Here is a 25,670-nt window from a genome sequence, read left to right as displayed (position 1 = left end):
TTAAAAAGGATACCCTATTGCAAAATTAAGAATCGGTTTTGCAACATCAAATTTAAAGCGTTCGCCTTCGCGTTTTGAAGGGTCGTGAAATGGTGCGGCCAAATCAAAACGAATGACAAAGCTTTGGATGTCTACGCGAAGTCCAAAGCCTGCTCCCATTCCCAATTCATTGATAAAATTTGAGGTGAACTTATCTTTCCCATCAAAGGTTGGATTCTCTTCGGAATTCCAAATATTTCCAGCATCAGCAAAAATGGCACCTTTCAAATAGGAAACAATCGGGAAACGATATTCAATATTTGCTTCCAACCGAATGTTTCCGGTTTTGTCAAAGAAATTTCCAGTATTGTCTTCATCTTCATCAGCATTATAGGTTCCAGGGCCCAAAGACCGAATCCTAAAAGCCCGAACACTGTATGGACCACCAGCAAAATATTGCTTCACGAAAGGAACGACATCCGAATTTCCATAAGGCAATCCATAACCAGCAAATAGTCTTGCGGCAATGGTTTGCTTGTTTCGGCGGCGTCCAAAATTAAAATGATAATGAATATCAACATCAGCCTTGGCATATTGCGCATATTCCAATCCTAAAAAGGTTTTTGGCGCACCAGGTGTTTCTTCTTTATCCATCAAGCTTATGGTGTTCCCTGCGACATCAAGTGTGAAATTCAAATACTTTTGATGCGCGCGGTCAGCATCGACCATTCCATTATATGTGAAACCATAAGTCAAACCAGAAATGAATTGTTGCTCAAAACTTCTCCTTAAAAACGGATTGTCATTCAAAATTTGCTCAAATTCAGGGGTTGTATTTGTGAGTTCGGTATAGTTGATGGACAACGGATTGATTTCGTGAGTCACATATCTATTGGCATCCCAAACATATCCGAATAGTGCTGTGCCAGAAAGCAAGGTATAGAGTTTGGTGCGATTCAGGTAATCAAGACTGATGGATGTTTTTGTTTTAGGTATAGAATATTCGAAAAACTCGTTTTCAATTTTAATAGGAAACAAAACACGTGGGAAAATCAATTCATTTTTTACACCAATTTCCAGGCTTGTTTTACCAGCATTTTGTCCGCCTCCAAGTTGTGCTTCATAACCTAATTTGGTCGTAATGTTATAGGTTTCACCACCACCGAAAACATTCCTGTTGCTATACGTAAGGGCCAAACCTGGACCTGAAAAGTTGTTCGATTTGGTCACCACCTGCAACTCTGCACGAAAGGCACGTTTTGTCAATGGCGACAAATAAATATTGGCTTCCAAAAGTCCTAAACTGTCAGTAGCCAAGGTGTCGATTTCCTTATATTGAATGTTTACATATTTGTAGGCACCAATAGTTGAAAGCCGTCTGGCGGTGTTTCTGGAATTGTCAGGACTGTAAAACTCACCTTCTTCAATTTTGATAAATGGGTCTAAATATTTTGGTTTAAAATAAACCTCTTTTTGAATGTAATTCTTTTCATTGTAGCGTTCTGAAGTGGTTTGGATGGAATCAGCAACCTCATAACTCGGATAAATGTTGATTTTTGAAATCTTATAAGGAATGAAACTCTTTTTTGGGACACCGTTTTTCAATTTCAGATAGAGGTCAAAACGTTTATTGTCATATCGATTGGTGTCGGCTTCAAAAATGAGAAAACTGTCATCAAAATTGTAATATCCTTTATTTTTTAAGTTGAAATCGATGCGCTCGCGTTCACGTTCCATAAAACTCAAATCGAATCGGATACCTTTTCTAAAGCGCGATTTATCAACCAATGCTTTAATGTCGTCGTGAATGGGTGCAGGCATCGAATCCATTTGATAGGTTTCCATACGATAAGGTGTTGGAACCTTCAATGTGTAATTGATGGATGCTTTTTGTTCTGACTCTTCAAAGTCTGACGTGGCCGAACTGTAGAAAAACCCTCTGTTTTCAAGGCGATTCAGAAGTAAATCCTTGATTTGATTGGCTTCAACGTCGGATTGATAAACAGGCTCTTCTCCAAATTTGTCATTGAGCCAACGATTGATGAATCCAGGTTTTTCCTTTTGATTTTTATAATGATAGTAGAGCCCAAGATACATTCCCAAAAATTTGCTATTAGGTTCCGGACTTACAACACCTTGTAATTCTTCCTTGAGATATTCTTCGCCTCTAATCACCGAATCTGATTGTATTTCGATGGTAGCTCCTGTGTACAATCGTTCATTCTCTGGAATGTATTTTCGGATGCTGCACGAGTAAAATGCAACACCGAGTAACATCCCTATTATAATATGTTTAAAATACGTTTTCAATCGTTGTGTTTTAATCTTTTTTCTCTTCCATACTTTGCTCTGTGGCTTCTTCTTTTGCTTTTTGCGCCTCTTCAGCAGCTTTCAATTTAGCCTCTTCTTCTTCCTCTTTTTTGGTTTGCGAACGGAACATTGCATCCCAAAGTTCATTGAATTTATTGAACTCTTGTGTAAAAATCAAGGCGATACCACTCACAATGGTTTGGCCATCGATGACGTTTTCAAATTCATTTCGCCTAAAACCTCTGATGCGATAACGTCCATTTTCCGTTAGAATATATTCAATACTGACATTGCCAATGACTGGTGTTTGCTCACCTGGAGCATTTGTTCCCTGTACATTCACTTCGCTACCAACACTCACAATCAAACGGTCGTTAAACAATTTTTTCTGTGCAGCAATATCCAATTGGGTACGTTCTTGCGGCGCAGCACCTTGATAATCTGTATAACTATCCAAACCAAAATTGAGGTCAAAACCAGTATTTCCCAAAAGTTTATCAGAGAACACATTGAGTTGGTCAGAAACGGCGTCATTTAAATTATCTCTTGCTATAGATGCCACACCACCAGTACTGCCATCACTTCCTGGGTCGGGATAAAAACGATTCAACACCAATAGAGAAAACACCTGACGGTTCAATTCATCTTCTTGCTGATTAAGTTGCTGTACACGACCGTAAACTTGTCCGCCAATGGCACCTTGTTCGTCTTCAGGCATATCGAGACTGAAATTTATTTTTGGTTCCATCAGCTGTCCATCAATATTCAAATACACATAAAATGGCAATACCTGACGGAATCTTCCTCGCACAGAAGGGTCGTCACTTGAAAACACTGGAGCCATCAGTGAAGAGGCGGATGTTTCAACCTCATACATTGCTTTAACATCCAACTTCGCATCAAAAGGGTCGCCTGACCAAACAACGCGACTTCCGGAAACGATACTGAATTTTCGATTGACCAATCCGTAGAGATTCAATTCATAATGACCACTATCCACTTCATAAACACCAGCCAAATTCATATTTCCGTTTGGATTCATTTTGAAATTCAAATCGCCTTCGCCTGCCACAAAAAAATTGTCTCCCGTTTGTTTGTCAATCACGATGGTAACTTTCGCTTGCTTGCCTATTTTCAAAAGTGCAGACACATCGAAACCTTTGATGGTAGATGTTTTTTCAGCGGTTCTTGTCAAAATAGCATCAGGATTATCTCTGTTTACAAAAATAACCACACCATCGCGTTCTTCGATATTTGCAGTTGCGGTTGGCATCACATAGGTGACATCGGTATCCGAACCAACTGTCATATTCATATCGATTTTTGGAATCGCCAAATCGCCAGTAATCTTGGCTTCACCAGCAAAACTTGCTTTTCCGTAGAGGAAATCATTATCATCCTTGCTGGCATTCAGCACCTGAAAATTATTTGCTTTGACATTTAAATCGAATGTAGGATTGATGAAGGATTCTGTACCGATAGTTCCCGAAGCCACAAAACTGTTTTGATTTTCATCAAGAATCGTGAAATTGTTCATCGAAAGCCCTTCATTATCGACACTCAAAGTTTCATTTTTTAATGCAAAACCAGCATTGAACATTGCCACTTTAAACTTTGCATCGTTAAAGGTGAGATTGCCTTCATATCTTGGGTCTGTTGTCGTGCCATTTACGTTAAAGCTACCCGAAAAACTACCATTCGCCTCTGTGATTTGACCTTGCGTAAACCCGTTTAAGGCAGTCATATTGAAACGGTTGAGATTTAGGTTAAGGTCGAGGTTAGCACCAGAAGTATTGGCCACATAATCACCTTTTAAATCAAAATCAACTTCGCCGCCTTTCATTGCAGCATTGAAATCATAACTGTTGCCACCCAGAGATTTGGCATCCAATGATAAGGTTCCCAAATCGACTTGCATAATGTTCAACTTTGTGATGTCCAAATCGGCAACGAGACCAGTACTCGTAAAAGGTTCTTCAACAATAAATTGACCATTGAGATTGCCCGTGGCAAATTGCTCGTCAGGATTTAGATAACTCAAGAATTCACTCAATTTGAAATCATTGAAATCGATGGCGATATGGTCTTTTGAAATGGTCGAAAGTTTATCAGTAATTTCAATGGATTGATTGTCTCTGGTGAATCGGAAATCGTTGAATGCCAATTTATTTTCGGAAATCAGAATTTCGTTTGTGGCTGGAGTGTTCCAAGGCGATTTGTTCAAAATCAAATCGGTTGGCAATACGTGAAATCGCAGTAGTTCACGATTTCCGGTGATTTTGCTTGCAATTTGAATTAACTTTTCTTCATCGTCATAAGCGAGAAAGTTCAATGACAATTCGTTGTTGGCTTGATTCCCTTCAATTTTAGTTTTCTTGATGTTGAACGGACCAGCCTTAATATTATTGAAACCTAAATCGAAAATAAATTTCTCCTTATCGGTATCCATTATAAAGGCCAAACTGTCCAACTCGTAACCACTGTAATTGATGTGTGGCGCTGTAATGTTCGCTTTGAGTTGTCGCTCTTTTTCGTGAAAATCAACATCGATTTTAATCGTGTCCAAATCTTCCACATTCACCAGAAATACTTCATTTAAAATTGGAGCTTGAATGATCTTGCCCTGTAATTTGAGATTCACTGGATTGGTGATGCTGTCTGGAACTTCTTCATCCCGATAAAAATAACTCTTGATATGCCGTTGCAACGCTTTGCTGAACGTTTGAGGCTCTGCGTTAGATTGCAATAGCAAATCGACCACTTTATTTTTTACTGAAACAGATGTAGTGTCCTGTCTGACGTGCGCCAAAGCATTCAGGTCGCCAACCAAATAGGTTTTGTTGTCATAAACCACTACGCCATCATCCACAATGGCAGCCACATCATAACTTTCGCCATTACCTTTGAAATCGGCAAACACTTTCATTCCTGTTTTAACCTCACGCTGCATCAATCCCAAAGCTTTTAAATCGGCACCTCTGATGTCCAATTCCGCATTGGCTTCAGGCGCAATTGAATCAAGTTGCACTGTGGCGTACAAACTCATATCCAGATTGTAATCTTTATAATCAGAAGTGATATTTCCACGTCCATCCTTTATATCGCCTTGAAGTTTTAAATCTTTGACTTCATAAGAATTATAAGTAAAATCGGAAACATTGGCTTCCACTTGAGCGTCCAAATTATTAATGGTTTTACCACTTCCATTTGCTTTCAAAGTCATACTTAAATTTCCCAACGGTTCATTCTGTAGCAATTGCCCTAAATCATAATTATTGATGGCAATATCAGTGTCAAATTGAATGTTAGAACCGTTTTTCAAACGTCCATTCAAAACGACCTCACCTTGTGAGCTGGTAAGGGTTGTGTTGGTCGTAATATCTTCAAGATTTCCTTTTGCATTTCCAGTCAATTGGATGCTTTCCGGAAGTTGAACGCTCAATTCATTTTCATCAACAAACTGTGTTACATCAATCCGATTGGTTTTAGCAGAAAACCTTGGGATATTTAATTGTAAATTTTCAGGAATTGTCGCATTTTGGATGTTTCCATTTGCAGAAATTGAAGTAGATTTTCCCCAATTGACGTTCATTTTCGAAATGTTGATATTTGAAAGGTAGCCATCAGCCTTTGTAGTGCCAGTCAACATTTTTTTGCTTAAAGTGTTGAGGTATGCATTCTTTTTCAGTTCTGGTTGAATGAGGAAGGCATCATTCAATGAAACTTGGAAATTTTGAATATTGACTGCAACTTTGGATTGTTCAGGTGTTTCTATCAACTTTGAAAGCGCAGGATAATCCAATCGTACTTCGCCTTGTAAACGATTGTTATTCAAAGCTGTTTTTAAATTATCGACGGTCAAAACATTGTCGGTTGCTTTGAATACCAATTGCAATTCCTTCAAATCGAATCCGGAAATTTCCTTGAACGTGGAGTTTTCAATATTTAGGGTGGCTGTTTTGTCCTTAATTGAAACGTCATTGGCTTGAAAATTTAATTCTGATAATACAATTGCGTTTGGATTAAATTGCCCTTTAAGAGCTTGTTCATTGCCGACGTAGTAGCTAAAATTATTGTTTTGAAAATCTGCAGAACCAAGGGTGAACCGAATTTCTGGCCATTCAAAAGTTTGAATATCTTTTTTGATATCTTGAGTGACTTCCACGACCTTTTGAGTAATTGCGTTACTTTCCGTTTCGGTATTGAGCACAATCGTCGAGTTATGGAGTTTGAAGGTTTCAATCTCAAAATCTTGTTCTTGAAGATTTACTTTCGGTATCTGCGTTTCCAGTTGTCCGATATCTAATTTAGCTGCAATTCTATCGCCATAAGACGCATAATCCACTTTAACATTGTTCAATTTTACATTTTCAACAGAGAAAAAAGGCAAAGGCGCTTCCTCTTCAGACGACGGAACAGGAGATTGGACAAACTTGATATTTGAATTTGACAGTTCGACATCGTCAACCTCAAAAACCATCTGTTCCAAATCAGTGTTGTTCATTTTGGCATAGAGCGCTCCGATTTTGAATCGACTGTCTATACCTGTGACGGCATCATTATAAACCACATCGATATTGCTCAAATTGAATTTTCCCAAGACAATATCCATAGGTTTCACTGGTGTGGTAGTAGCGACCGTATCTCTCGCTGCAAATGCATCTATCAAAAATTGAAAGTTATAGCCAGAAGTGGAATCTTTTCTAATGATATTTGCTCTTGCACCTTCCCATTTAAGCTCATCAACGCCAATGCCTTTTCCAGTGATGATGGGCCAAATTGGCATATTGGCTTCAAGGGATTTGGAATAAATCAACGTATCACCTGCTTTGTCTTCAAGATAAAGTCCATCCAATTGAATGTCGCCATCAAAGGTGATGAACAGTTTTTCTATCTCGACTTTGGTGTTGGTCTTTTTTGAAACATAATTGACCACTTTGTCAACAATGATACCTTGTCCCCAAGGACTTCTTAAAAAAAATACCAATAAGACAAAGAGCAGAATGAGGCAAAGAATAACCTTGCCCATAAAACGAAGCCAACGGAACTTTCTCTTTCTTGGGGTCTGATTGTTTTTTATTTCAGTGTTATCTTCCAAGTAAAATCAATCGCTAAAACAAATGTATCATAATAATTGGTGTAATGGTAAGCCGTTATGATTTAATTAGTACCTCATTCCATATAAAAATGAGGTGTATTTGTGCTTATATGTCTGTTAATTTTTTATTAAACCAATAGCTCAATCAAACCATTAAAATTTTAGGATCGTATATAAATTAATAACCATTTAAAATCTAATATCATGAAAATTAAAGATTTGAAAATTGTCACAATATTTCTGCTTACAATTTTTCTCACTTTCACGTCATGTAAGGATGAACAGAAAGAAGCAGATAAAGCACGTGTTGAAGCCGAAAGAGTAGAAATGGAATCAGCTAAAAAAGCTGAACAGGAGCGACTGGAGAGAGAAGCTAAAGAAAATGCAGCAAAAGAAGAAGCTAGAGCAAATAGCATTACTGGAAAAGCAATGAAAAATGAAGATTTGACTACATTGGTCACAGCTCTTCAATCCGCTGATTTGACAAATATGTTATCTGAACCAGGTAATTATACAGTGTTTGCGCCATCCAATCATGCTTTTGAAAAGTTGCCAGAGAAGAAACGTGAGGAGCTGATGAAACCAGAAAACAAACAAATGCTGAAAGAGGTTCTACAATACCATGTGTTACCAGGCAAAATAAGTCCTGAACAATTGGCAGACGCTATCAAAAATAATAAAGGTAGTTACAAAGTAAAGACCGTTAAGGGAGATGAATTAACCTTGATGATGGATGGCGACCAATATGTCATTAAGGACGCCACTGGGAAAAAAGCTCAAGTCGTACTTGGTAATCAACCTGCATCAAACGGTGTTGTATATGTAATCGATACGGTTTTGATGTCGAAAAAATAAATGCTTGAATTTGCAATAAAAAAGCCCAGCTAATGGGCTTTTTTGGTTTCATAACTTTCATGAAATAAAAAACCGCAACTATTAAAGTTGCGGTTCTTAAGGTGGTACCTCCAGGAATCGAACCAGGGACACAAGGATTTTCAGTCCTTTGCTCTACCAACTGAGCTAAGGTACCAGTTGCTTAAATGCGGATGCAAATATATACTCAATTTTATAATTCACAAAACGAAAATATATAAAAATTCCTTTTTGTAAATTTACAGCTTTCATTTTACTCATGAACCTTATAATAGATGTTGGTAATACTTTTGTGAAATTTGCTATTTTTCAAAAGAATAGAATATTAAAAAAAGAAGATACAAGGCATGAAAATGTGCTTGAAACATTTGATGCTATTCTCCAAGAAAACATATCGATAGAGAAAGGAATTATTTGTTCCGTAGGAAAATTGGATGATACCATATTTAAGATAATGGCTTCAAAATTGGAAATGCTCGTGTTAAACCACGAGGTCCATATTCCATTTAAAAATTTATATGCTACACCGAGAACACTTGGTGTTGATAGAATCGCCTTGGTAAGTGCATCTGTGCAACAATTTCCGAGTTCCAATGTCTTGATTATTGATGCGGGAACTTGCATTACTTATGATTTTGTGACACAAAACAATGACTATTTAGGCGGTGCAATTTCTCCTGGGATTAGGATGCGCTATACAGCTTTAAATAATCTAACGGCAAATTTACCGTTATTAGATATCGAAATGCCAAATCAATTGATTGGCAACAGTACAATGAGCTCGATTCATTCTGGTGTTGTGTTTGGTGTTTTGAAAGAAATTGACGGTATGATTGATGAATATCGCGAAGAATATGAAGATTTAACAGTTATTTTAACAGGCGGTGACGCCAATTTCTTGTCAAAACAATTAAAAAATAGCATATTTGCCAACTCAAATTTTCTTTTGGAAGGTTTGAATTTTATTCTAGAATTTAATTCTCACTAATGATAAAAAGACTTCTGGTAGTTTTCATAGCTGTTCTTGCATTTCAATCGCATGCTCAAGAAGGTGTAGCGTCTCCTTATTCGTTCTACGGAATAGGTAGTCTAAAGTTTAAAGGTACAGTTGAAAATAGAAGTATGGGAGGCTTAAGCATCTTTACCGATAGTATCCATGTCAACTTAAGAAATCCTGCAAGCTATGTTGGGCCTAATCTAAAATTATATAATGACGAAAGCAGACCGGTGAAGTTTGCAATAGGTGGAAGTTATAGCTCGATAGGTCTAAAGAGTAATTCTGGTAGCGATAGAGCCAATACCACAACGTTTGATTATTTCGCTTTAAATATTCCTTTAGGTGATTTTGGTTTAGGTTTTGGTTTGCTGCCATACACTTCTGTAGGATATAAGTTGGAAGCAAGTAATTCTGACGGTAAAATATCAAATCGATATAGAGGAGAAGGGGGCGTCAATAAGGCTTTTATAGGTTTTGGTTATAAGATCAACGATGATTTGAGTCTAGGTGTTGACGCTAGCTATAATTTTGGAAATATTCAAAATAGCGCGATTGCCTTTGTTTATGGTGGAGACGGTGAGTTGGTTCAATATCAATCAAGAGAAGATAATAGGTCTGATTTAAGCGGGTTGAATATCAATTTTGGTGTGAGCTATAAAACTATGCTCAATGAGAAGCTGCAACTGTCATCGGGTTTTACATATGCTCCAAAGAGTACGCTTTCATCAAATAACACTCGATCTTTTTCCACAATTGTAATCAACTCCCTAACAGGACAAGAATTTGTTATCAATACGGTTGATGCGGATCTTGAAGGTGATGGTTTAAAATCAACTGATCTAACGTTGCCGTCGAGAGTATCATTTGGTGCAGGTGTTGGCCAGCCAAAGAAATGGTTTATAGGAACAGAATTTACATTTCAAAATACCAGTAAATTCTCAAACCCAATTTTTAGTGTTACCAATGCAAAATTTGTAAATGCATCAACGATGGCTATTGGTGGTTTTTATATTCCTGATTATGATTCATTTTCAAAATACTGGAAGAGAGTAACTTATAGAGCTGGATTACATTTTGACCATACCGGTTTAGAGATTAATAATGAAGCTATAAAAGAGTTTGGCATGTCTTTTGGATTAGGATTACCAATAGGAGGATTTTTTTCAAATGGAAACATTGGTCTAGAGTTTGGAAAGCGTGGAACCACTAACCAAAATTTAATTCAAGAGAATTTTATAAACCTTCAATTTAGTTTATCTTTAAATGATAGATGGTTCCAAAAGAGAAAGTACGATTAATTATATAATGAATAACACGATGAAAACAAGAATTATTTTAGTAGTTGCAGCCTTTTTGTTTGGTTTTGGCCAAAGTTTTGCTCAGCAAGATGAAGAGTGCATGACTAACTTAACAATCTTTACCGATTACTACAAGAGTCAAAAATTTAACGAGGCTTATGGACCATGGATGAAAGTAAGAAGTAAATGTCCAAAGTTCAATAGAGCTATTTATGCTTATGGCGAGAAAATCCTAAAGCATAAAATTGAAAACTCTACTGGTACGGAAAAGGTAGGTTACTTGAATGACCTTATGAAGCTTTGGGATGAAGCTGTGGTCAATTTTCCGTCTCACTATACAAAAGGTGGTGTTTTGAGTGACAAAGGTGAATTGATGTACGATTATAGACAAGACCTGAAAGCAACCAACAAACAAATTTATGACATGTTGGACAGAGCTTACAATGAAGATTTAGAAAACTTTAAAAGTCCGAGAGCACTTTACATTTATTTTTCTACAGTAGTGGATATGCATGACGCTAAAGAAGTTGAAGTACAAGCTGTGTTTGATAAATATGATGATGTAAGTGATAAAATAAGTAAAGAGACTGATAATTATACTTTGTTGATGAATCCACTTGTGGAGAAAGAAGAAGCTGGAACAGCCTTAACTTCTAAAGAACAACAATACAAAACTTCTTATGAGAGCTACTTGGAAAACTATAATAATATTTCCACAAGTATGGATACTAAATTGGGACAACTTGCCAACTGTGAGGTGTTGATTCCACTTTATAAAAGAGATTTTGAGGCTAATAAGACTGATTCTGAATGGTTGCAAAGAGCTGTAAGTCGAATGTACAACAAAGAATGTACAGAAGATCCATTATACACCACATTGGTAAAGGCTTACGATGCCGCTGCTCCATCTGCTGACACGAAATATTTTGTGGCGAACTTATTGTTCTCTCAAGGTAAAACATCAGAAGGTAATAAATATTTGGATGAAGCTTATGAGTTAGAAACAGATCCTTTGAAAAAAGCTAAAAGAGCTTACGATATTGGAAAAAGCTTAAGAAAGAAAGGTCAATATGGTTCTGCCAGAAGTTACTTCCAAAAAGCCTTGAGTTTGAGTCCTTCAATGGGTAGAGCTTATTTGGAAATTGCACAAATGTATGCTGCAAGTGCTAACGACTGTGGAGATACAGTATTTAACAAAAGAGCGGTATATTGGTTAGCTGCTGCGGAAGCTCGTAAGGCTGCAAAAGTTGATGGGAGCATCTCTTCATATGCAAATCAATTGGCAGCAAGTTATGAAGGTAAAGCGCCATCTAGACAAGATATATTTGGATGTTCTTGTGAAGGAACAACCATCAGAATTGGATGCTGGATTGGTATGAGCGTTACAGTTCCTAAACTATAAATGATAGTTAAAAATTCACATATAATTAAAAGCATAGTCACAGCCATCGTTGTGACTATGTTTTTTTCATGTAAAGACAATTTTAAGGAAATTCAGCAAATAGGAGTTTTACAAAATGAGCCGATAGGTATTGCAGAGCATATCAATTTAAAATACACAGATTCCGGTAAGGTTAAGGCCAATCTTTTGAGCCCGAAAATGAAGGATTTTTCAAACCGTCAATTTGCCTTCACAGAGTTTCCCGAAGGCATCAAACTGATGCTTTATGACAAAGGCCGCCAGAGCACAATTCTTTCAGACTATGCTATCTCTTACGACCAGAATGATCTGATTGATTTACAGGATAATGTCATTATAATCACACAGCAAGGAGATAGTATTTTTGCAAATCAGCTCTACTACGATCAAAAGAATGAGCAGATTTTCACAAACGAAGCTTTCAAGATGGTATCACCCACCAAAATCATTACTGGCAATGGTTTTAATTCCGACAAAGATTTTAAGCATTTTGAAGCTTTGGAAGTAACTGGGATAATCTATTTGGATGAATAATTGGTTATATTTGCCCAATTATAAATTTTCAACATGAAACTTCAAAAATTTTTCCAATATGCTTATTTATTCATTGCTGTTTTCTTTCTTTATGAAACTTACAGAAACTGGAATATAGATAGAAATAGGGCATATATGCTGATGTTTTTTGCTGTTCTTGCAGTTTTTATGTACTTTTTCAAAAAGAACTTCATGAAGCGGTTCGAAGATAGAAACAAGAAATAGATCATGGATGTCTATTTGTTAATCATTATTTTATCATTAATTCTATCGGCCTTTTTTTCAGGTATGGAAATTGCCTATGTGTCTTCAAATAAGATTCATATAGAGATTGAGAAGAAGCAAAGTGGTGTTCTTTCTGCCGTACTATCCAAAATTACCGAAAAGCCTTCCAAATTTATTGCAACCATGCTCATCGGCAACAATATTGCATTGGTTGTTTACGGTTTTTTGATGGGAGATAAGCTGGTTGCTTGGTTCAAATCTATGCTGCCAACCAACTATGATTTTTTGAATTACTTATTGAATGATTTGAGTTTGTTGACACAAACCATCATTTCAACACTCATTATTCTTATTACTGCGGAATTCTTGCCAAAAGTATTTTTTCAAATATATGCCAACACTTTATTAAAACTATTGGCGATACCAGCATACATTTTTTATCTTATGTTTTGGTACATTTCAGATTTTGTCATTTGGATTTCAAACATTGTTATAAAATACTTATTTAAAGGTCACGATGACGACGTGCAATTGGCAATGACAAAAGTAGAGCTTGGCAATTACATCAGCGAACAAATGGAATCTGTTGAAGAACATGATGAAATAGACAGCGAAATACAGATTTTTCAAAATGCGCTTGAATTTTCTGAAGTCAAGTCGCGAGAAGTCATGATTCCTCGTACCGAAATTGTAGCTGTTGATATAGAGGATTCTATCAAAGATTTGAGCGCCTTGTTCACTTCAACAGGAATGTCAAAAATTGTGGTTTACAAAGACTCAATCGATGATATTTTAGGTTATGTGCACTCTTTTGAATTGTTTAAAAAGCCAAAATCCATCAAGTCGATTGTGATGCCAGTTGAGTTTGTGCCAGAGACAATGCTTGTCAAGGATGTACTGAATTTGCTCACAAAAAAGCGAAAAAGTATTTCCATTGTTATTGATGAATACGGTGGAACTTCGGGGATTATTACAGTGGAAGATATAGTTGAGGAATTGGTAGGTGAAATTGAAGATGAACATGATACTGTAGAATTGATTGAGGAAAAAATTGATGAAAGCAACTATAAATTTTCAGCAAGGTTGGAAGTTGACTACATCAATGAAACTTATAAATTGGATCTCCCAGAAAGTGATACCTATGAAACACTGGGCGGATTGATTGTCGATGAAACTGAAGAAATTCCTCAAGTGAATGACCAAGTACTAATAGAAAAATTTCTATTTACCATTCTGGAAGTAACGACTACAAAAATAGATTTAGTTTCTCTTAAAATCCTAGATGAGGACTAGTCTTTCTATATAAAATGTGGCAGGTTTTATTCAACTCATCAACAAAGTTCTACACATCACCTGTCCTGTTTCAAAAAATATAGCTTCTACTTTCATTATTTGATAGAAAATGGTATTTTCGCGCACTTATATTTTATAAATACATAATAACAAAATGGCAGTTTTAAATAAAATTAGACAACGTTCAGTTTTCCTTATAGCTATTATTGCTTTGGCATTGTTTGCATTTGTTCTTTCCGACTTGTTCAGAAATTCAACTGCATTTTCAGGCTCGCAAGATGTTATAGCCACTATTGAAGGAGAAGATATACACCGTGAAAGCTTTATGAGTCAAGTGGAAATGGTGCAGCGTCAAATGGGGCCGAACGGTACTTCAACCCAAGCAATGAACCGTGTTTGGGATCAAGAAGTACGTAAAGTTGTTTTGCAAAAACAATTTGAAGAACTTGGATTGAGTGTTGAGAAGGACCAAATGAGAGAATTGTTGAAGCAAAATCTTGCTAGTATTCCAGATTTCAGTAACGAAGCAGGTGTGTTTGACGAAAACAAACTTAATGAGTTTATTGCCAATTTGAAGGCCATCAGTCCTGAAAGAGCGCCTCTAGGAAATTCTATGATAAATTACAGTGATTGGGTTGAGAGTGAAAACTCAATTGCAGTAAGCGGTCAGCAACAGACATACTTTAACATGATTAAGGCTGGTATTTCTAGCACTTTAGGAGAAGCCCAAGTGGAATATAACTTGGAAAATGAAACAGTAGATTTACAGTATGTACAGGTGCCTTACTCTACAATTTCAGACAGTCTTGTCAATATTTCAAAATCTGAAATTTCAGATTATATAGATAAGCACAAGAAGAAATTTGAAGTTGAAGCATCAAGAGATATCAATTTTGTCGAATTTAAGGAAGTAGCGTCATTAGAAGATGAAGATGAAATTAATAAAAATGTTGTTTCGATGATGAATGACAGAGTTGAATATAACGATGTTTCAAAATTGAATGATACTGTGTTAGGTTTCAAGAACGCCAAGGATATAGAGACATTTATTAACACTTATTCAGATGTAAAATACAACGATGCTTTTGTGAAGAAGGAAAGCTTTCCCACAACCATTCAGGATAGTTTATTTAAATTAGGTGTTGGTGAATATTATGGTCCATATAAAGATGGAGGCATGTATAAGATGACGAAAATTGTTGCGGAAAAAAATCTTCCTGATTCAGTTAAAGCAAGACATATTCTTATTCCATTTTTAGGATCTCGATCTGCGACTGAAGAAACTATTCAAACAGAAGAACAAGCTAAAGCAACTGCAGACAGTTTGTTGAAAGTTATCAAAGCTGATCGAAAAAAGTTTGTCAGCCTATTGGATTTTTCTGCTGATAAGGTAAGCAACGAAAAAGAAGGAGTACTGGATTGGTACGCTTATAATGCCATGGTGCCTGCATTTAGAGACTATACGTTCGAGAACAAAACAGGAGATTTGGGAGTCGTGAAATCTGATTTTGGTTTTCACGTTATTGAAATTTTAGGACAAAAAGGCGAAAGCAAGTTGATCAAAGTTGCAACTTTAGGTCAAAAAATTGAAGCTTCTGAAAGAACAATTGATGCTGCTTTCAATAATGTATCCAATTTCGAAATTGCTATACAGGATAAAGATTTCCAAGAAGTAGCAAAGGAAAAGGATTTAGCTGTAAAACCTGTCAATGGAATGAAAGAGTTAGATGAAAACATTCCAGGATTGGGAAGTCAAAGACCTATTGTGCGTTGGGCATTTGAAGATGGCACTAAAGTAGGCGATACTAAACGGTTTTCTATTCCAGGAGGTGGTTATGTAGTGGTTCAACTATCAGGAATTAACAAAAAAGGATTGATGAGTGTAGAGGCTGCTTCGGCAACTGTAATTCCTGAAATCAGAAAAGAGAAGAAAGCGAAAATGATCAGAGAGAAAATAAAAGGAACAACCGTTGAGGAAATCGCCAAGAACCAAAATGTTGCAACTACAAATGCTTCCGCTGTGAATATGAAAAACCCCACTTTATCTGGAGCTGGCCTTGAGCCAAAAGTTGTGGGAGCAGCCTTCGGATTGAAAGTTGGTGAATCTACAGGTCTAATAGATGGAGATAAAGGAGTCTACAAGGTAAAGGTTACCAATAAAACAGAAGCACCTAAATTGGATAACTACCAAGCTGTTGCCAATAGACTAACAACTGCTAGAGTTAATGAAGCTCAAACCAAAGTGTATAATGCTTTAAAAGAAGCGGCGGACATTGAAGATCATAGAGCGAAGTTCTATTAATATTTTATGACATTTTAAATGATTGAGGCTTTACTTTTCTAAAGCCTCTTTTTTTATATTGTTTTATTAATTTGTTTAGCACTTAATTAGCTTATTTGTAGGTCATCACATTATAAATGTTGATAATTATATATCAATTAAGTTTAAAATTTGTATATTCAATTCTTGAATCATTTAATTTATAATGCCAATGAAGACTATAATAATTATATGCTTTTTATTTGCCTCAGGCCTTCCAAAAGCTTTGGCTCAAAACACAGTAGCAGAAGATAGGATAGCTGAAACTTCAAATTCAACCCACGAGGCAGATGCCCGGGCAGAATGCAACGAGCTAAAGGAAATGTTGCAATTGTCTGAAAAGCAAGAATATTTGGTAATGGAAGTTTTGAGAATTTCTAAACCTAAAAAAGCTTATTTGGAATCCATTATGAATATTACAGGTGGAGATAACGAAGAAAAGTTGCAAGCAAAGAAAGATTTGGAGTTTGTTAAAGATTATGAACGCGAAAAGTTCAGAAAAATTTTTAATGAAAAGCAAATGAAATTATATCTTTCCCGAGGTTAATTCGACGGATTTTGATCAAAAAAAAAGCCCTGTATTTTGTACAGGCCTTTTTTGAAGTTTTTAGTTTGATTTTGGAGGATACTTTTCCATAATCTTTGCAACAAATTCTTTGATTCGTTCTTCTTTCTTGTCCATTTTTTGAGAAAGATAACCAGTTCCCATTCCTTGCCAAATCAATTCTTTCTTATTCGCATCTATAAGGTCTAGATACAGAGTTCCTTCAGTAGAGGTTGAAATTGAAGTGTTGTAGTTGTTCCAATACCAAGGGCTCCAACCCCAGCCATATCCATAAGGTCCCCAACCATTGTTATATACATTCACACGCTCTCTTGATTTTGTGAAAATGCTTACTAACAAATCCGGGTTTTCCGATTTTGTAAAACCTTTGGCCAACAATTCGGCTTCTATAGCTCTTAAGATTCTTCTTTTATCCAAATCGCTTATTTCTGCTTTGTCGATACCTGGCTTGTAGAAAGCAAAGGTCTTATAGGTGTCAAAATTAGCATTTTTATCATAGTCTGAAGCAACTCTTACTGAGCTGCAGGATGATGTCAATATAAGCAGCACCACAAGATGAGCTATCTTCATTGTTTTTCTTTTACTCTCACCAATCATATTCATAATATAATTGTATGCCTTTTTTAATTCTTTCATTGCTTTTTTTATTTTGGGTTATAACGAGTTCAAAATATCACTGTCAACGCTATTAGGTAAGGTTACTGTAAGATTTGGTTCAATCTCCATTGCGCGTTTAATTGCGAAAATGGCTCCTTCATTTCTGGCCCAACTTCTTCTTGAAATGCCGTTATTGACGTCCCAAAATAACATTGATTTTAAGCGCCTTTCAGCGTCTTTAGAACCATCAAGAACCATACCAAATCCTCCATTGATGACTTCGCCCCAGCCAACACCACCACCATTATGTATACTAACCCAAGTGGCACCTCTAAAACTATCACCAATCACATTATGGATGGCCATGTCTGCAGTAAAGCGAGAGCCATCATAAATATTGCTAGTTTCTCTGTATGGAGAATCAGTGCCCGACACATCATGATGATCTCTACCAAGCACTATATAGCCTATCTCACCTTTTTTGATTGCATCATTAAATGCTTTTGCGATTTTCATCCTACCTTCAGCGTCAGCATATAATATACGTGCCTGTGAACCTACTACCAACTTGTTTTGTTGAGCTCCTTTGATCCATTGTATATTGTCAGCCATTTGTTGTTGGATTTCTTTTGGAGAATTGGTCATGTTTTTTTCCAAGACCTCACAGGCAATTTTGTCTGTCTTGGCTAAATCTTCCACTTTACCCGATGTACATACCCAACGGAATGGGCCAAATCCATAATCGAAACACATCGGTCCCATAATGTCCTGTACGTAGCTTGGATATTTAAACTCTCGTCCCAAAGTTGGATTAGAAGACATCACATCTGCTCCAGCACGCGATGCTTCCAAAAGAAATGCATTGCCATAATCAAAAAAATAGGTGCCCTTGGCTGTATGCTTGTTGATTGCCTTAGCATGACGACGTAGCGACTCTTGAACTTTTTCTTTGAAGATTTCAGGTTGTTCTGCCATCATTGCATTTGATTCTTCATAGGAAATACCTGCAGGGTAATAACCACCAGCCCAAGGGTTATGTAGCGAAGTTTGGTCACTACCTAAATCTATCTTGACATTTTCCCTATCAAAAGCTTCCCAGACATCTACAATATTGCCTAAATAGGCTATAGATACAGTTTCGTTAGTTGTTTTGGCTTGTCGTACTCTTGCAACCAATTCATCCAAATCTGTGATTTTTTCATCAATCCATCCTTGATTCAAACGTAATTGGGTGATTTTTGGATTCACTTCCGCACAAACGGTTATACAACCGGCAATATTACCAGCTTTTGGCTGTGCCCCACTCATACCACCCAATCCTGATGTTACAAATAGATGTCCTTTGGGAGTTTTTTTTATCTTTCTGAAACCATTCAAGACTGTAATGGTAGTCCCATGAACAATGCCTTGTGGTCCGATGTACATGTAACTTCCTGCTGTCATCTGTCCATATTGGGTTACTCCCAACGCATTGAATTTCTCCCAATCATCTGGTTTTGAATAATTAGGAATCATCATTCCATTGGTTACCACAACTCTTGGAGCATCTTTATGCGACGGAAATAATCCCATAGGATGTCCTGAATACATCACCAAGGTTTGTTCATCATTCATTTCAGACAGGTATTTCATGGTCAGACGATATTGCGCCCAGTTTGAAAATACTCCTCCATTTCCACCGTAAGTAATTAGTTCATGTGGATGTTGCGCCACTGCATAATCCAAATTATTCTGAATCATGAGCATAATAGCTGCAGCCTGTTTGCTTTTTGCAGGGTATTCGTCGATTGGTCTGGCATACATTTTATAATCAGGACGAAATCGATACATGTAAATACGTCCATATGTTTCTAGCTCTTTTTTGAATTCGAGAGCCAATTCTTCATGATGTTTTTGATCAAAATATCGTAAAGCATTTATCAATGCCAATTTTTTCTCTTCACGAGTTAAGATATCTTTTCTTTTCGGAGCATGATTGATTAAAGGATCAAATTCCTTGAAAGGAGGAAGCTGAGCTGGTATTCCTTCTTTAATTTGATCTTGAAATGATGTAAGGGTTGATTGCATTACTTTTTTTTTAAAGCATTTTTATCGAAGCCGTAAGGGCAATGTCGGCATCCACTTTCGCAACAATAACCTCGTTTAAGGAGATATTGTTCTGTGAAGCAACGATAACCTTCTGGAGTAAGATAGTAATCGCCTTCTTCAAGTGGGACAATTTTTTTCATAGTATTACAAAGATAATGTAATTTGGACAGATTTTTGGAGTGTACATTTTATGATTTTAGTTTCCAGATATTTGGTTCCGAAGGGGTTTACAGGAATCGCTATTTTTCCTTTTGTGCTGTTAAGGTATGAGAGCCTGAAGTATAACGCCACATTTATCAACCATGAACGCATACACTTAAGGCAGCAGTTAGAGTTGTTATTGCTACCTTTTTTTGTTTGGTATATTCTCGAGTTCCTGGTGCGTTTTTTAAAGCATCGTCAGTGGGCTGTGGCGTATCGATCTATTTCTTTTGAACGGGAAGCATACTCTCACGAATCTAATGAGGGGTTTTTGAAAAGCAGACGTTTGTGGAACTTTCTTAAGTTTTTATAAGTATTTAAATATGACGCTTCGAATATGGGTTTTGCTGGACCTTAAGTTTACCTTAACTAGACCTTAAGGAGACCTTAAGAAGACTTTAGGGAGACCCTCTTGTGGTTTTAGTTGTAAATTATGGTTGCCAATAAAAAAGCCTTGACGAAATGTCAAGGCTTTTTTATTTTATTAATTTCAAACATTATTTTTAATAAACAACTTTCTTGATTTTCTGCTGACCGTTATCTAATGTTGCCTTAACGATTAAAGTGCCTTTACTTTGGTTTAACAAGTCAATCTTAAATTCGCGACTGTTGATATTTTTATAATCTGCCAGAATTCTTCCAAGTATATCATAAACAACAACAGTATTAATGGAAGTGCCACTAGACGTTACTTTGATGTAATCTTTAAGACCAATTATATTGAAGCCTGCATCAGTAATTTCTTCTGGCGTACCCAAAGTTGCATCGGTATATCTCAAAATGAACCTGTCATTATGGATACCTGAATTTGATATGAATTCGTAAGGTGTAGAACGCAAGTCGTGAATTATATTTAGATAGGTGTCCTCTAAATAAATTTTTTGAGCTGGGTCTGAAAATAAACCATCCAATGTGTTGATAGCTACCTTATAATTTCCATTTTCAGGTACTTCAAAACCTAAAGGAATTGTGTCTTCAGGATTGAAAGGCAATGTTCTACCCTGAATGGTCATTTCGCCATCATCTAGCAACGAGTAAAATCGAAGTGATGCGCTACTCAAATCATGTCCATCGAATAGTACATCTTTGTCGTTAGTGGCGTCTTCAATATAGCCAACTAAAGTTGAGCTAGCTTCATTAGATGCATCTACAAGATCTAACCAAATTCTATGGCGTTCAAAGGTCCTTAAGAAATTATTATTGCTAGGAGATCCTAATCGCATGCTATTGTTGAACGTAACTGTTGATGTTACACCAGCTGCGTCTAGCATCTGTACAAAAAATGATTGACCAGCCGCAATATTATCGTAAAAAATTGGCGGATTTGCTCCCATGCTATTATATGCTACATAATCAGAGCCTAGATAGTTGTAAACGTAGTCTCCATAAAAAGGGTCGGTTTCAACAGCGCTTGGAGTGCCCGAATGGCTCCATAAATAAATTGTACCATCAATTGTAGGAGAGCCACTGGCTGCGTTTAAAGCTAAAAATGCTGGAGCGGAAATTGCCGAAGGATACGGATTACCCACGAGGTTCCAATTGTCATCAATGTTTGTAGCTTGAGTATCGCCGCCCCCTACAGCTAAATAAGGTCCACCATTGTAAGTGCCTCGAGTGATAGGTGTTGTGATTATACCGTTACTTGGTCGACCTAAAAATTGAGCTGAATTTGCTGGTATAGGTGCTGGTGGTGTTGTAAGACCTCTTACAATATATCCTTTACCGACAGTCATTGGCCCAGATGCACTAACCCAAGTACCATTATGAATACCATCTATGGTAGGATCCCATTCAAATCTCAATTCAGATGCAGCTGTGTTAATGTTATCTACATTGAAGCCTTCTACTGGAGAAGACCAATACACATAATTGTTATTTGCTACACCTCCTGGCACTGTACGTTGCATGCGAATATTGCCAGTGTTATTGTTAGTATTAGGAGCTCCTTCATTGACTTGTACCAGACTTCCTGAATCTCTGATCAATACGTCAGCAGTGCCTTGTACATTTAACCAATCTGAAATAACCAAAAAGGTATCCGAATTGATAGTCAAAGAAGCATTGTTGGCCACCGTTACACTTCTAGCAAAACCTGTTACCGATGGAGGGGTTGGAATAGTGCCTGCTGCCACTATAGCATCAGCGACTGGATAATTGGTAAGTGGAGATACATCAGGGATGACCACACAATCTGTAGCAGTTGGTACGCCAACCGGTGTCCAATTGGTTTCTAAATACCAATTGTTGTCTACGGAGCCATTCCATTGTTTTCTTCCGTCAGTGACCACAATTTCATCAGTTAAAGTGGTATTCACACCGCACAAATTATTGTAGGTCACTTCGGCGAAATATGTACCTCCTAAATTGACCGTTAAACTGTTATCAGGGTTTGATGCCACAACGTTACCCGGAGCTATAGAACCTTCATACCACGTCACCGATGTAGGATTAATTACGGCACCATTAGGAGTAAATCGCCATGCTTCATTAGTGGTTTCCCAATTAGTATCCAACGCATTTCTACAAGGTGCTACAATCCATTGATTGTTTGGTGCCAAAGGTGTTATGTCGCCTTGCAGTCCTACAATGGCATTTCCTCCATTCCATGGATTGACGTTGCCATTTTCAATTCGTTTTTCTTTTATAAAGACTTCGATGATGTTTGTTGTTTCGTGCAATACAATCATGCCTGTGTATAATCTGGTTGAATCTCCAAACATCGGGATGTCATTCCAAGATACTTGAAATTGTCTGCAACCGGCTGTTCCTACAACACGGCTCTTAATGGGTGTGCCAACGATACCTCTAGGGTCGATGTCATGATAGACACCATAAATTGTTTGTTCAAACAAGGCATTGGCTAAACTAGGTAAGTCATTTGAAAAGGCATATCCTGCGCCAGATCCTGGAGTGATACCTGGATTGAAGGTAAGCATACCGTTGGCGCCAACTAATGCTTGCGTATAAGTGTTGCCATAAAAGCAAAAATTAAACCCTATGTTTGTTCGGGAATCTGCCCAAACATCATCATCTGTAATTGCTTGTGCGGTGCCCCCCAACAGAGGGAAATTATAGTTAGGTGCTGGACTAGGATAGGTTATTTGTTCTACAATGTAACTTGTAGTCTCCCTAAGATTTGAATTTGCTACCAACGTTACACTTGCGGTTGTACAACCAAAGGACGCCGTTGGATCGGCAACAAAAGGGTTAGCAGTAAATGGATTATTACCTTGCTCATCAATTATGATTGGGCAAACTGTAGGCGTGTTGACGATAGAAGTACATCCTGTAGTAAAGGTAGTGGTTATCCAAACCCCTTGATCTGTGGCGTTACAATAACCCCTTACGAATACATAATAAGTTGTCCCAACAGCTAGTCCAGTAAGACTTAAACTTGTACCTGCCGTGATTCCTGTAATATCACCTGCTGGAGTAGATGTTGAGTTATCCGTTGATATGATATACTGATATCCACCCGCTGGTGGTGGAGACGGCGCTGTCCAACTTACCGTAGCTGTAGTAGGGGATGTTGCCGCAGCCATCAAGCTTAAAGGATTTGCTGTACAATTAAGAGTTGATACCACTAATGTGTAATCATGGGTCTCACTTCTATCATCAAAACCACAGGAACTAACGGTAGTGTTAGACCAGTCAGATCTGACTCTCATTCTATAATTTCCGGGCGCAGCTGCGGCCAAAACATTAAAACTACCATTTGTAGGATTGCTATAGCCTCCAGAGTTATATACCAATTCATTCGCATCCAAAAAGTCCAGGTCATTATTCCAATCGACCCAAATTCGGGTAGCAAAGGTACCTCCAACAAAAGTCATAGTGAAATTTATAGTATTTCCGGGGTATTGCGAAACACTTTGAGCTGTAAAATTGCCATAGCCGCCTGGGGAGAAGCCGGAGTTTACATGGTTGATATTTGTAACGCCTCCACTTGTACTAAAATTGTTGATATAATCGGAAGTAGAAGTTGAAGATGGTATACAATAAGATGGCGCCACTGTAGAGGCTGAACCATTTAAAGGCGAACTGTAGACAGGGCCACCTGTACAGTTGAGATTGTTCATTGAGAATATATAGAAAAAATAGGTGGTAGTCTGCGTTAAGCCTGTGGCCGTAAAGTTGGTGTTGGTGTCCGTATCCACTACGGTATAAGCTCCAAATGTTTGCCCAGTAGTATAGGTGGTACCATTGGTAAGCGTAGGTGGTGTTGCACTTGTACTTCTTATAACGATATAATTGTCCGGTGCAGGTGTTGCTGCGGGGAAAGACCCGTTAATGGTCACATCTGTGATGGTACCAAAGGTGATAGGTCCTGGTGATGGATTGGGTGTTGGGCATACAGGTTCCGTACCAATGCATAAATCGAAAGTTGTATTTTGATTAGGGTTTGAGGTCCATGTATAAACCTGTACGTAATAGGTGTTGCCAGGCGTAAGGCCAGTCACTACGCTGTTATTGGGGTCAGAACATGAGCCTGCTACTAGGGCGGGAGAAGCACATGAGCCACTATAAACAGCATGAAATAAATCGATATCACTGCCTGATATATTGAGCAAGGAAATACGATGTGATGTTGCAGTCGCTACAAAGCTAAACCATACATCATCATCTGGTGTACCCGTAACACAGGATAAATATCCCGAGTTGGTGGCAAATTCCACCGTGCCAGGCGTTACTGCTCCACAAAGCAAATCTGCATTAACGGTTGCAGGTGTTGCACTGCATATATTGTCATTTGGTGGCGGTGTTACCGTGGTACAACTTCTAGAAATAGTAAAAGCACCAGTAACAGCACTAGAACCCCAATAAGATACATATATATAATAAGTTGTGCCATTCGTGGTGATAAATGTATAAGATTCTGTGCCAGCAGTTCCTGCCGAATCTCTACAAGCCAAATTTACCAAAGCCCCGCAGCTACCTCGGGCAATACTTAAAGCATGATCGAATCCGGCTGCTGCTGTAGAAGATATAGTTGTTTGATTGCCGTCGCCCACAAAGGTGTACCAAACCCCGTAATTACTGTAAGAACAGCCTGTTCCTGAAGCTTGATTGGTGGTGCCTACCGTTGTCCCTGCAAGATTGGTTGTACTGCAAGTTAAGGTCGTGGCATTCGCACAAAGATTGTTAGGAGGTGCGGTATTAACAGTATATGTAATGACTAAACGGCCATTTCCACCATTTCCCCCCGTATGATTTGTGTTGTCTGGAATGAAAGCGCCGCTTCCTCCCCCACCTGGTTGTGCTCCAGGTGCTCCATTGGCTTCAGATGTTCTTTGTGCTCCACCGTTTCCTCCACCGTTTCCTCCATTACCTCCGGCACCACCAACAGTCGTTGTTCCATTACCACCATTGCCTCCGGCAATTAAAGTAGTACCAATACTAGCAGCCGTAGATCCCAAACCTCCTGCTACAGTTCCACCATTTGGTGCAGTACCACCAGCGCCACCTTGGGCATACAATGTCCCTACAGAGTTAAACCATGTGGCCTCTCCGTCGGCACCATCTCCGCTGCCACCTGCTCCGCCAGCCCCAACAAAATAATTAATGTTTTGACCTGGAGTTACTGCCAATGTCAATCCAGCATAAGTTCCTCCGGCTCCTCCACCGCCACCTCTAGCATTATTGCTATTTGTCCCACCTCCAGCACCGCCGCCACCCCAGGCTTGTAGGTTCAAAGAAGTAACACCAGCTGGTACGGTAAATGAGCCAGCACCGGTTGTATTGACAGTAACGGTTTGTGCAAAACCGATACATGATAATAATAGAGTAAATAGGGAGAGTATTTTTTTTGTCATTGTAAAAATAATTAATCAATTATGTGAATATCATCAAAACATAAGAGATTTGGGAGATC

15 protein-coding genes and 1 tRNA gene are annotated in these 25,670 nt (G+C 37.8%); 9 read left to right on the top strand and 7 right to left on the bottom strand.

The window, feature by feature from the left end; all coding sequences use genetic code 11:
- Both M0G43_RS00310 and M0G43_RS00305 read right to left on the bottom strand, forming a co-directional pair.
- A complete protein-coding gene (locus M0G43_RS00310; protein ID WP_248023777.1) occupies positions 1 to 2,256 on the bottom strand; it encodes a BamA/TamA family outer membrane protein in 2,256 nt (751 codons plus the stop codon).
- A gap of 43 nt (positions 2,257 to 2,299) precedes the next feature.
- Complete coding sequence (locus tag M0G43_RS00305; RefSeq protein WP_317231402.1) at positions 2,300 to 7,276, bottom strand: translocation/assembly module TamB domain-containing protein; 4,977 nt, start codon at positions 7,274 to 7,276, stop codon at positions 2,300 to 2,302.
- Between the two features lie 315 nt (positions 7,277 to 7,591).
- Here M0G43_RS00305 and M0G43_RS00300 point away from each other — a divergent pair, with 315 nt between their 5' ends.
- Positions 7,592 to 8,242, top strand: coding sequence for a fasciclin domain-containing protein (locus M0G43_RS00300; RefSeq protein ID WP_248022498.1), 651 nt, complete (start codon positions 7,592 to 7,594; stop codon positions 8,240 to 8,242).
- A gap of 102 nt (positions 8,243 to 8,344) precedes the next feature.
- On the opposite strand, the gene M0G43_RS00295 is transcribed toward M0G43_RS00300, so the two are convergent.
- Positions 8,345 to 8,417: transfer RNA gene (locus M0G43_RS00295), tRNA-Phe, on the bottom strand.
- 102 nt (positions 8,418 to 8,519) lie between these two features.
- Here M0G43_RS00295 and M0G43_RS00290 point away from each other — a divergent pair.
- The 7 genes from M0G43_RS00290 to M0G43_RS00255 all read left to right on the top strand — a co-directional run bounded on the left by M0G43_RS00290 (position 8,520) and on the right by M0G43_RS00255 (position 16,894).
- On the top strand, positions 8,520 to 9,248 hold the full coding sequence (locus M0G43_RS00290; protein WP_248022497.1) for a type III pantothenate kinase: 729 nt from the start codon (positions 8,520 to 8,522) through the stop codon (positions 9,246 to 9,248).
- Positions 9,248 to 10,555 carry a hypothetical protein gene (locus tag M0G43_RS00285; protein WP_248022496.1) on the top strand — a complete coding sequence of 436 codons (1,308 nt, stop codon included), beginning with the start codon at positions 9,248 to 9,250 and terminating at the stop codon, positions 10,553 to 10,555. Before M0G43_RS00290 ends, M0G43_RS00285 begins: the two co-directional genes overlap by 1 nt.
- Positions 10,556 to 10,574: 19 nt before the next feature.
- Entirely contained in the window at positions 10,575 to 11,957 is a 1,383-nt protein-coding gene (locus M0G43_RS00280) for a tetratricopeptide repeat protein (RefSeq protein ID WP_248022495.1), read from the top strand.
- On the top strand, positions 11,958 to 12,509 hold the full coding sequence (gene lptC / locus M0G43_RS00275; protein WP_262917126.1) for an LPS export ABC transporter periplasmic protein LptC: 552 nt from the start codon (positions 11,958 to 11,960) through the stop codon (positions 12,507 to 12,509). It begins immediately after the preceding gene.
- Between the two features lie 228 nt (positions 12,510 to 12,737).
- A complete protein-coding gene (locus M0G43_RS00265) occupies positions 12,738 to 14,027 on the top strand; it encodes a hemolysin family protein (protein ID WP_248022492.1) in 1,290 nt (429 codons plus the stop codon).
- A gap of 154 nt (positions 14,028 to 14,181) precedes the next feature.
- Positions 14,182 to 16,329, top strand: a complete 2,148-nt coding sequence (locus tag M0G43_RS00260) for a SurA N-terminal domain-containing protein (RefSeq protein ID WP_248022491.1) — start codon at positions 14,182 to 14,184, stop codon at positions 16,327 to 16,329.
- A 190-nt stretch (positions 16,330 to 16,519) separates the two neighbouring features.
- Entirely contained in the window at positions 16,520 to 16,894 is a 375-nt protein-coding gene (locus tag M0G43_RS00255; RefSeq protein WP_248022490.1) for a hypothetical protein, read from the top strand.
- Between the two features lie 60 nt (positions 16,895 to 16,954).
- Here the strand turns inward: M0G43_RS00255 and M0G43_RS00250 are convergent, their stop codons facing one another.
- From M0G43_RS00250 to M0G43_RS00240, 3 genes are all read right to left on the bottom strand, one after another.
- The gene (locus M0G43_RS00250) at positions 16,955 to 17,482 is read right to left on the bottom strand and encodes a DUF4136 domain-containing protein (protein ID WP_411039844.1); all 528 of its coding nucleotides are present in this window, start codon (positions 17,480 to 17,482) and stop codon (positions 16,955 to 16,957) included.
- An 84-nt stretch (positions 17,483 to 17,566) separates the two neighbouring features.
- The gene (locus tag M0G43_RS00245; RefSeq protein WP_248022489.1) at positions 17,567 to 19,576 is read right to left on the bottom strand and encodes a urocanate hydratase; all 2,010 of its coding nucleotides are present in this window, start codon (positions 19,574 to 19,576) and stop codon (positions 17,567 to 17,569) included.
- Positions 19,576 to 19,737: a DUF5522 domain-containing protein gene (locus M0G43_RS00240; protein WP_248022488.1), complete on the bottom strand. Its 162-nt coding sequence runs from the start codon at positions 19,735 to 19,737 to the stop codon at positions 19,576 to 19,578. The genes M0G43_RS00245 and M0G43_RS00240 overlap by 1 nt, the downstream gene beginning before the upstream one ends.
- Before the next feature lie 50 nt (positions 19,738 to 19,787).
- Between M0G43_RS00240 and M0G43_RS00235 the strand changes: the two genes are divergently transcribed.
- Positions 19,788 to 20,111 carry a hypothetical protein gene (locus M0G43_RS00235; RefSeq protein WP_248022487.1) on the top strand — a complete coding sequence of 108 codons (324 nt, stop codon included), beginning with the start codon at positions 19,788 to 19,790 and terminating at the stop codon, positions 20,109 to 20,111.
- A 190-nt stretch (positions 20,112 to 20,301) separates the two neighbouring features.
- Here M0G43_RS00235 and M0G43_RS00230 read toward each other — a convergent pair whose 3' ends face one another.
- Positions 20,302 to 25,611 carry a GEVED domain-containing protein gene (locus tag M0G43_RS00230; RefSeq protein WP_248022486.1) on the bottom strand — a complete coding sequence of 1,770 codons (5,310 nt, stop codon included), beginning with the start codon at positions 25,609 to 25,611 and terminating at the stop codon, positions 20,302 to 20,304.
- Positions 25,612 to 25,670: the final 59 nt, after the last annotated feature.

The organism is Subsaxibacter sp. CAU 1640 (assembly GCF_023156585.1).
In the GTDB taxonomy this organism is placed as follows: domain Bacteria; phylum Bacteroidota; class Bacteroidia; order Flavobacteriales; family Flavobacteriaceae; genus JBPOFM01.
This window is presented reverse-complemented; position numbering and strand designations above follow the sequence as displayed.

Coding starts and splice junctions, on each gene's coding strand:
- M0G43_RS00310 (WP_248023777.1), bottom strand. CDS start 2,256: ATGTTACTCGGTGTTGCATTTTACTCGTGCAGCATCCGAAAATACATT.
- M0G43_RS00300 (WP_248022498.1), top strand. CDS start 7,592: ATGAAAATTAAAGATTTGAAAATTGTCACAATATTTCTGCTTACAATT.
- M0G43_RS00290 (WP_248022497.1), top strand. CDS start 8,520: ATGAACCTTATAATAGATGTTGGTAATACTTTTGTGAAATTTGCTATT.
- M0G43_RS00285 (WP_248022496.1), top strand. CDS start 9,248: ATGATAAAAAGACTTCTGGTAGTTTTCATAGCTGTTCTTGCATTTCAA.
- M0G43_RS00280 (WP_248022495.1), top strand. CDS start 10,575: ATGAAAACAAGAATTATTTTAGTAGTTGCAGCCTTTTTGTTTGGTTTT.
- lptC (WP_262917126.1), top strand. CDS start 11,958: ATGATAGTTAAAAATTCACATATAATTAAAAGCATAGTCACAGCCATC.
- M0G43_RS00265 (WP_248022492.1), top strand. CDS start 12,738: ATGGATGTCTATTTGTTAATCATTATTTTATCATTAATTCTATCGGCC.
- M0G43_RS00260 (WP_248022491.1), top strand. CDS start 14,182: ATGGCAGTTTTAAATAAAATTAGACAACGTTCAGTTTTCCTTATAGCT.
- M0G43_RS00255 (WP_248022490.1), top strand. CDS start 16,520: ATGAAGACTATAATAATTATATGCTTTTTATTTGCCTCAGGCCTTCCA.
- M0G43_RS00250 (WP_411039844.1), bottom strand. CDS start 17,482: ATGAAGATAGCTCATCTTGTGGTGCTGCTTATATTGACATCATCCTGC.
- M0G43_RS00245 (WP_248022489.1), bottom strand. CDS start 19,576: ATGCAATCAACCCTTACATCATTTCAAGATCAAATTAAAGAAGGAATA.
- M0G43_RS00240 (WP_248022488.1), bottom strand. CDS start 19,737: ATGAAAAAAATTGTCCCACTTGAAGAAGGCGATTACTATCTTACTCCA.
- M0G43_RS00235 (WP_248022487.1), top strand. CDS start 19,788: ATGATTTTAGTTTCCAGATATTTGGTTCCGAAGGGGTTTACAGGAATC.
- M0G43_RS00230 (WP_248022486.1), bottom strand. CDS start 25,611: ATGACAAAAAAAATACTCTCCCTATTTACTCTATTATTATCATGTATC.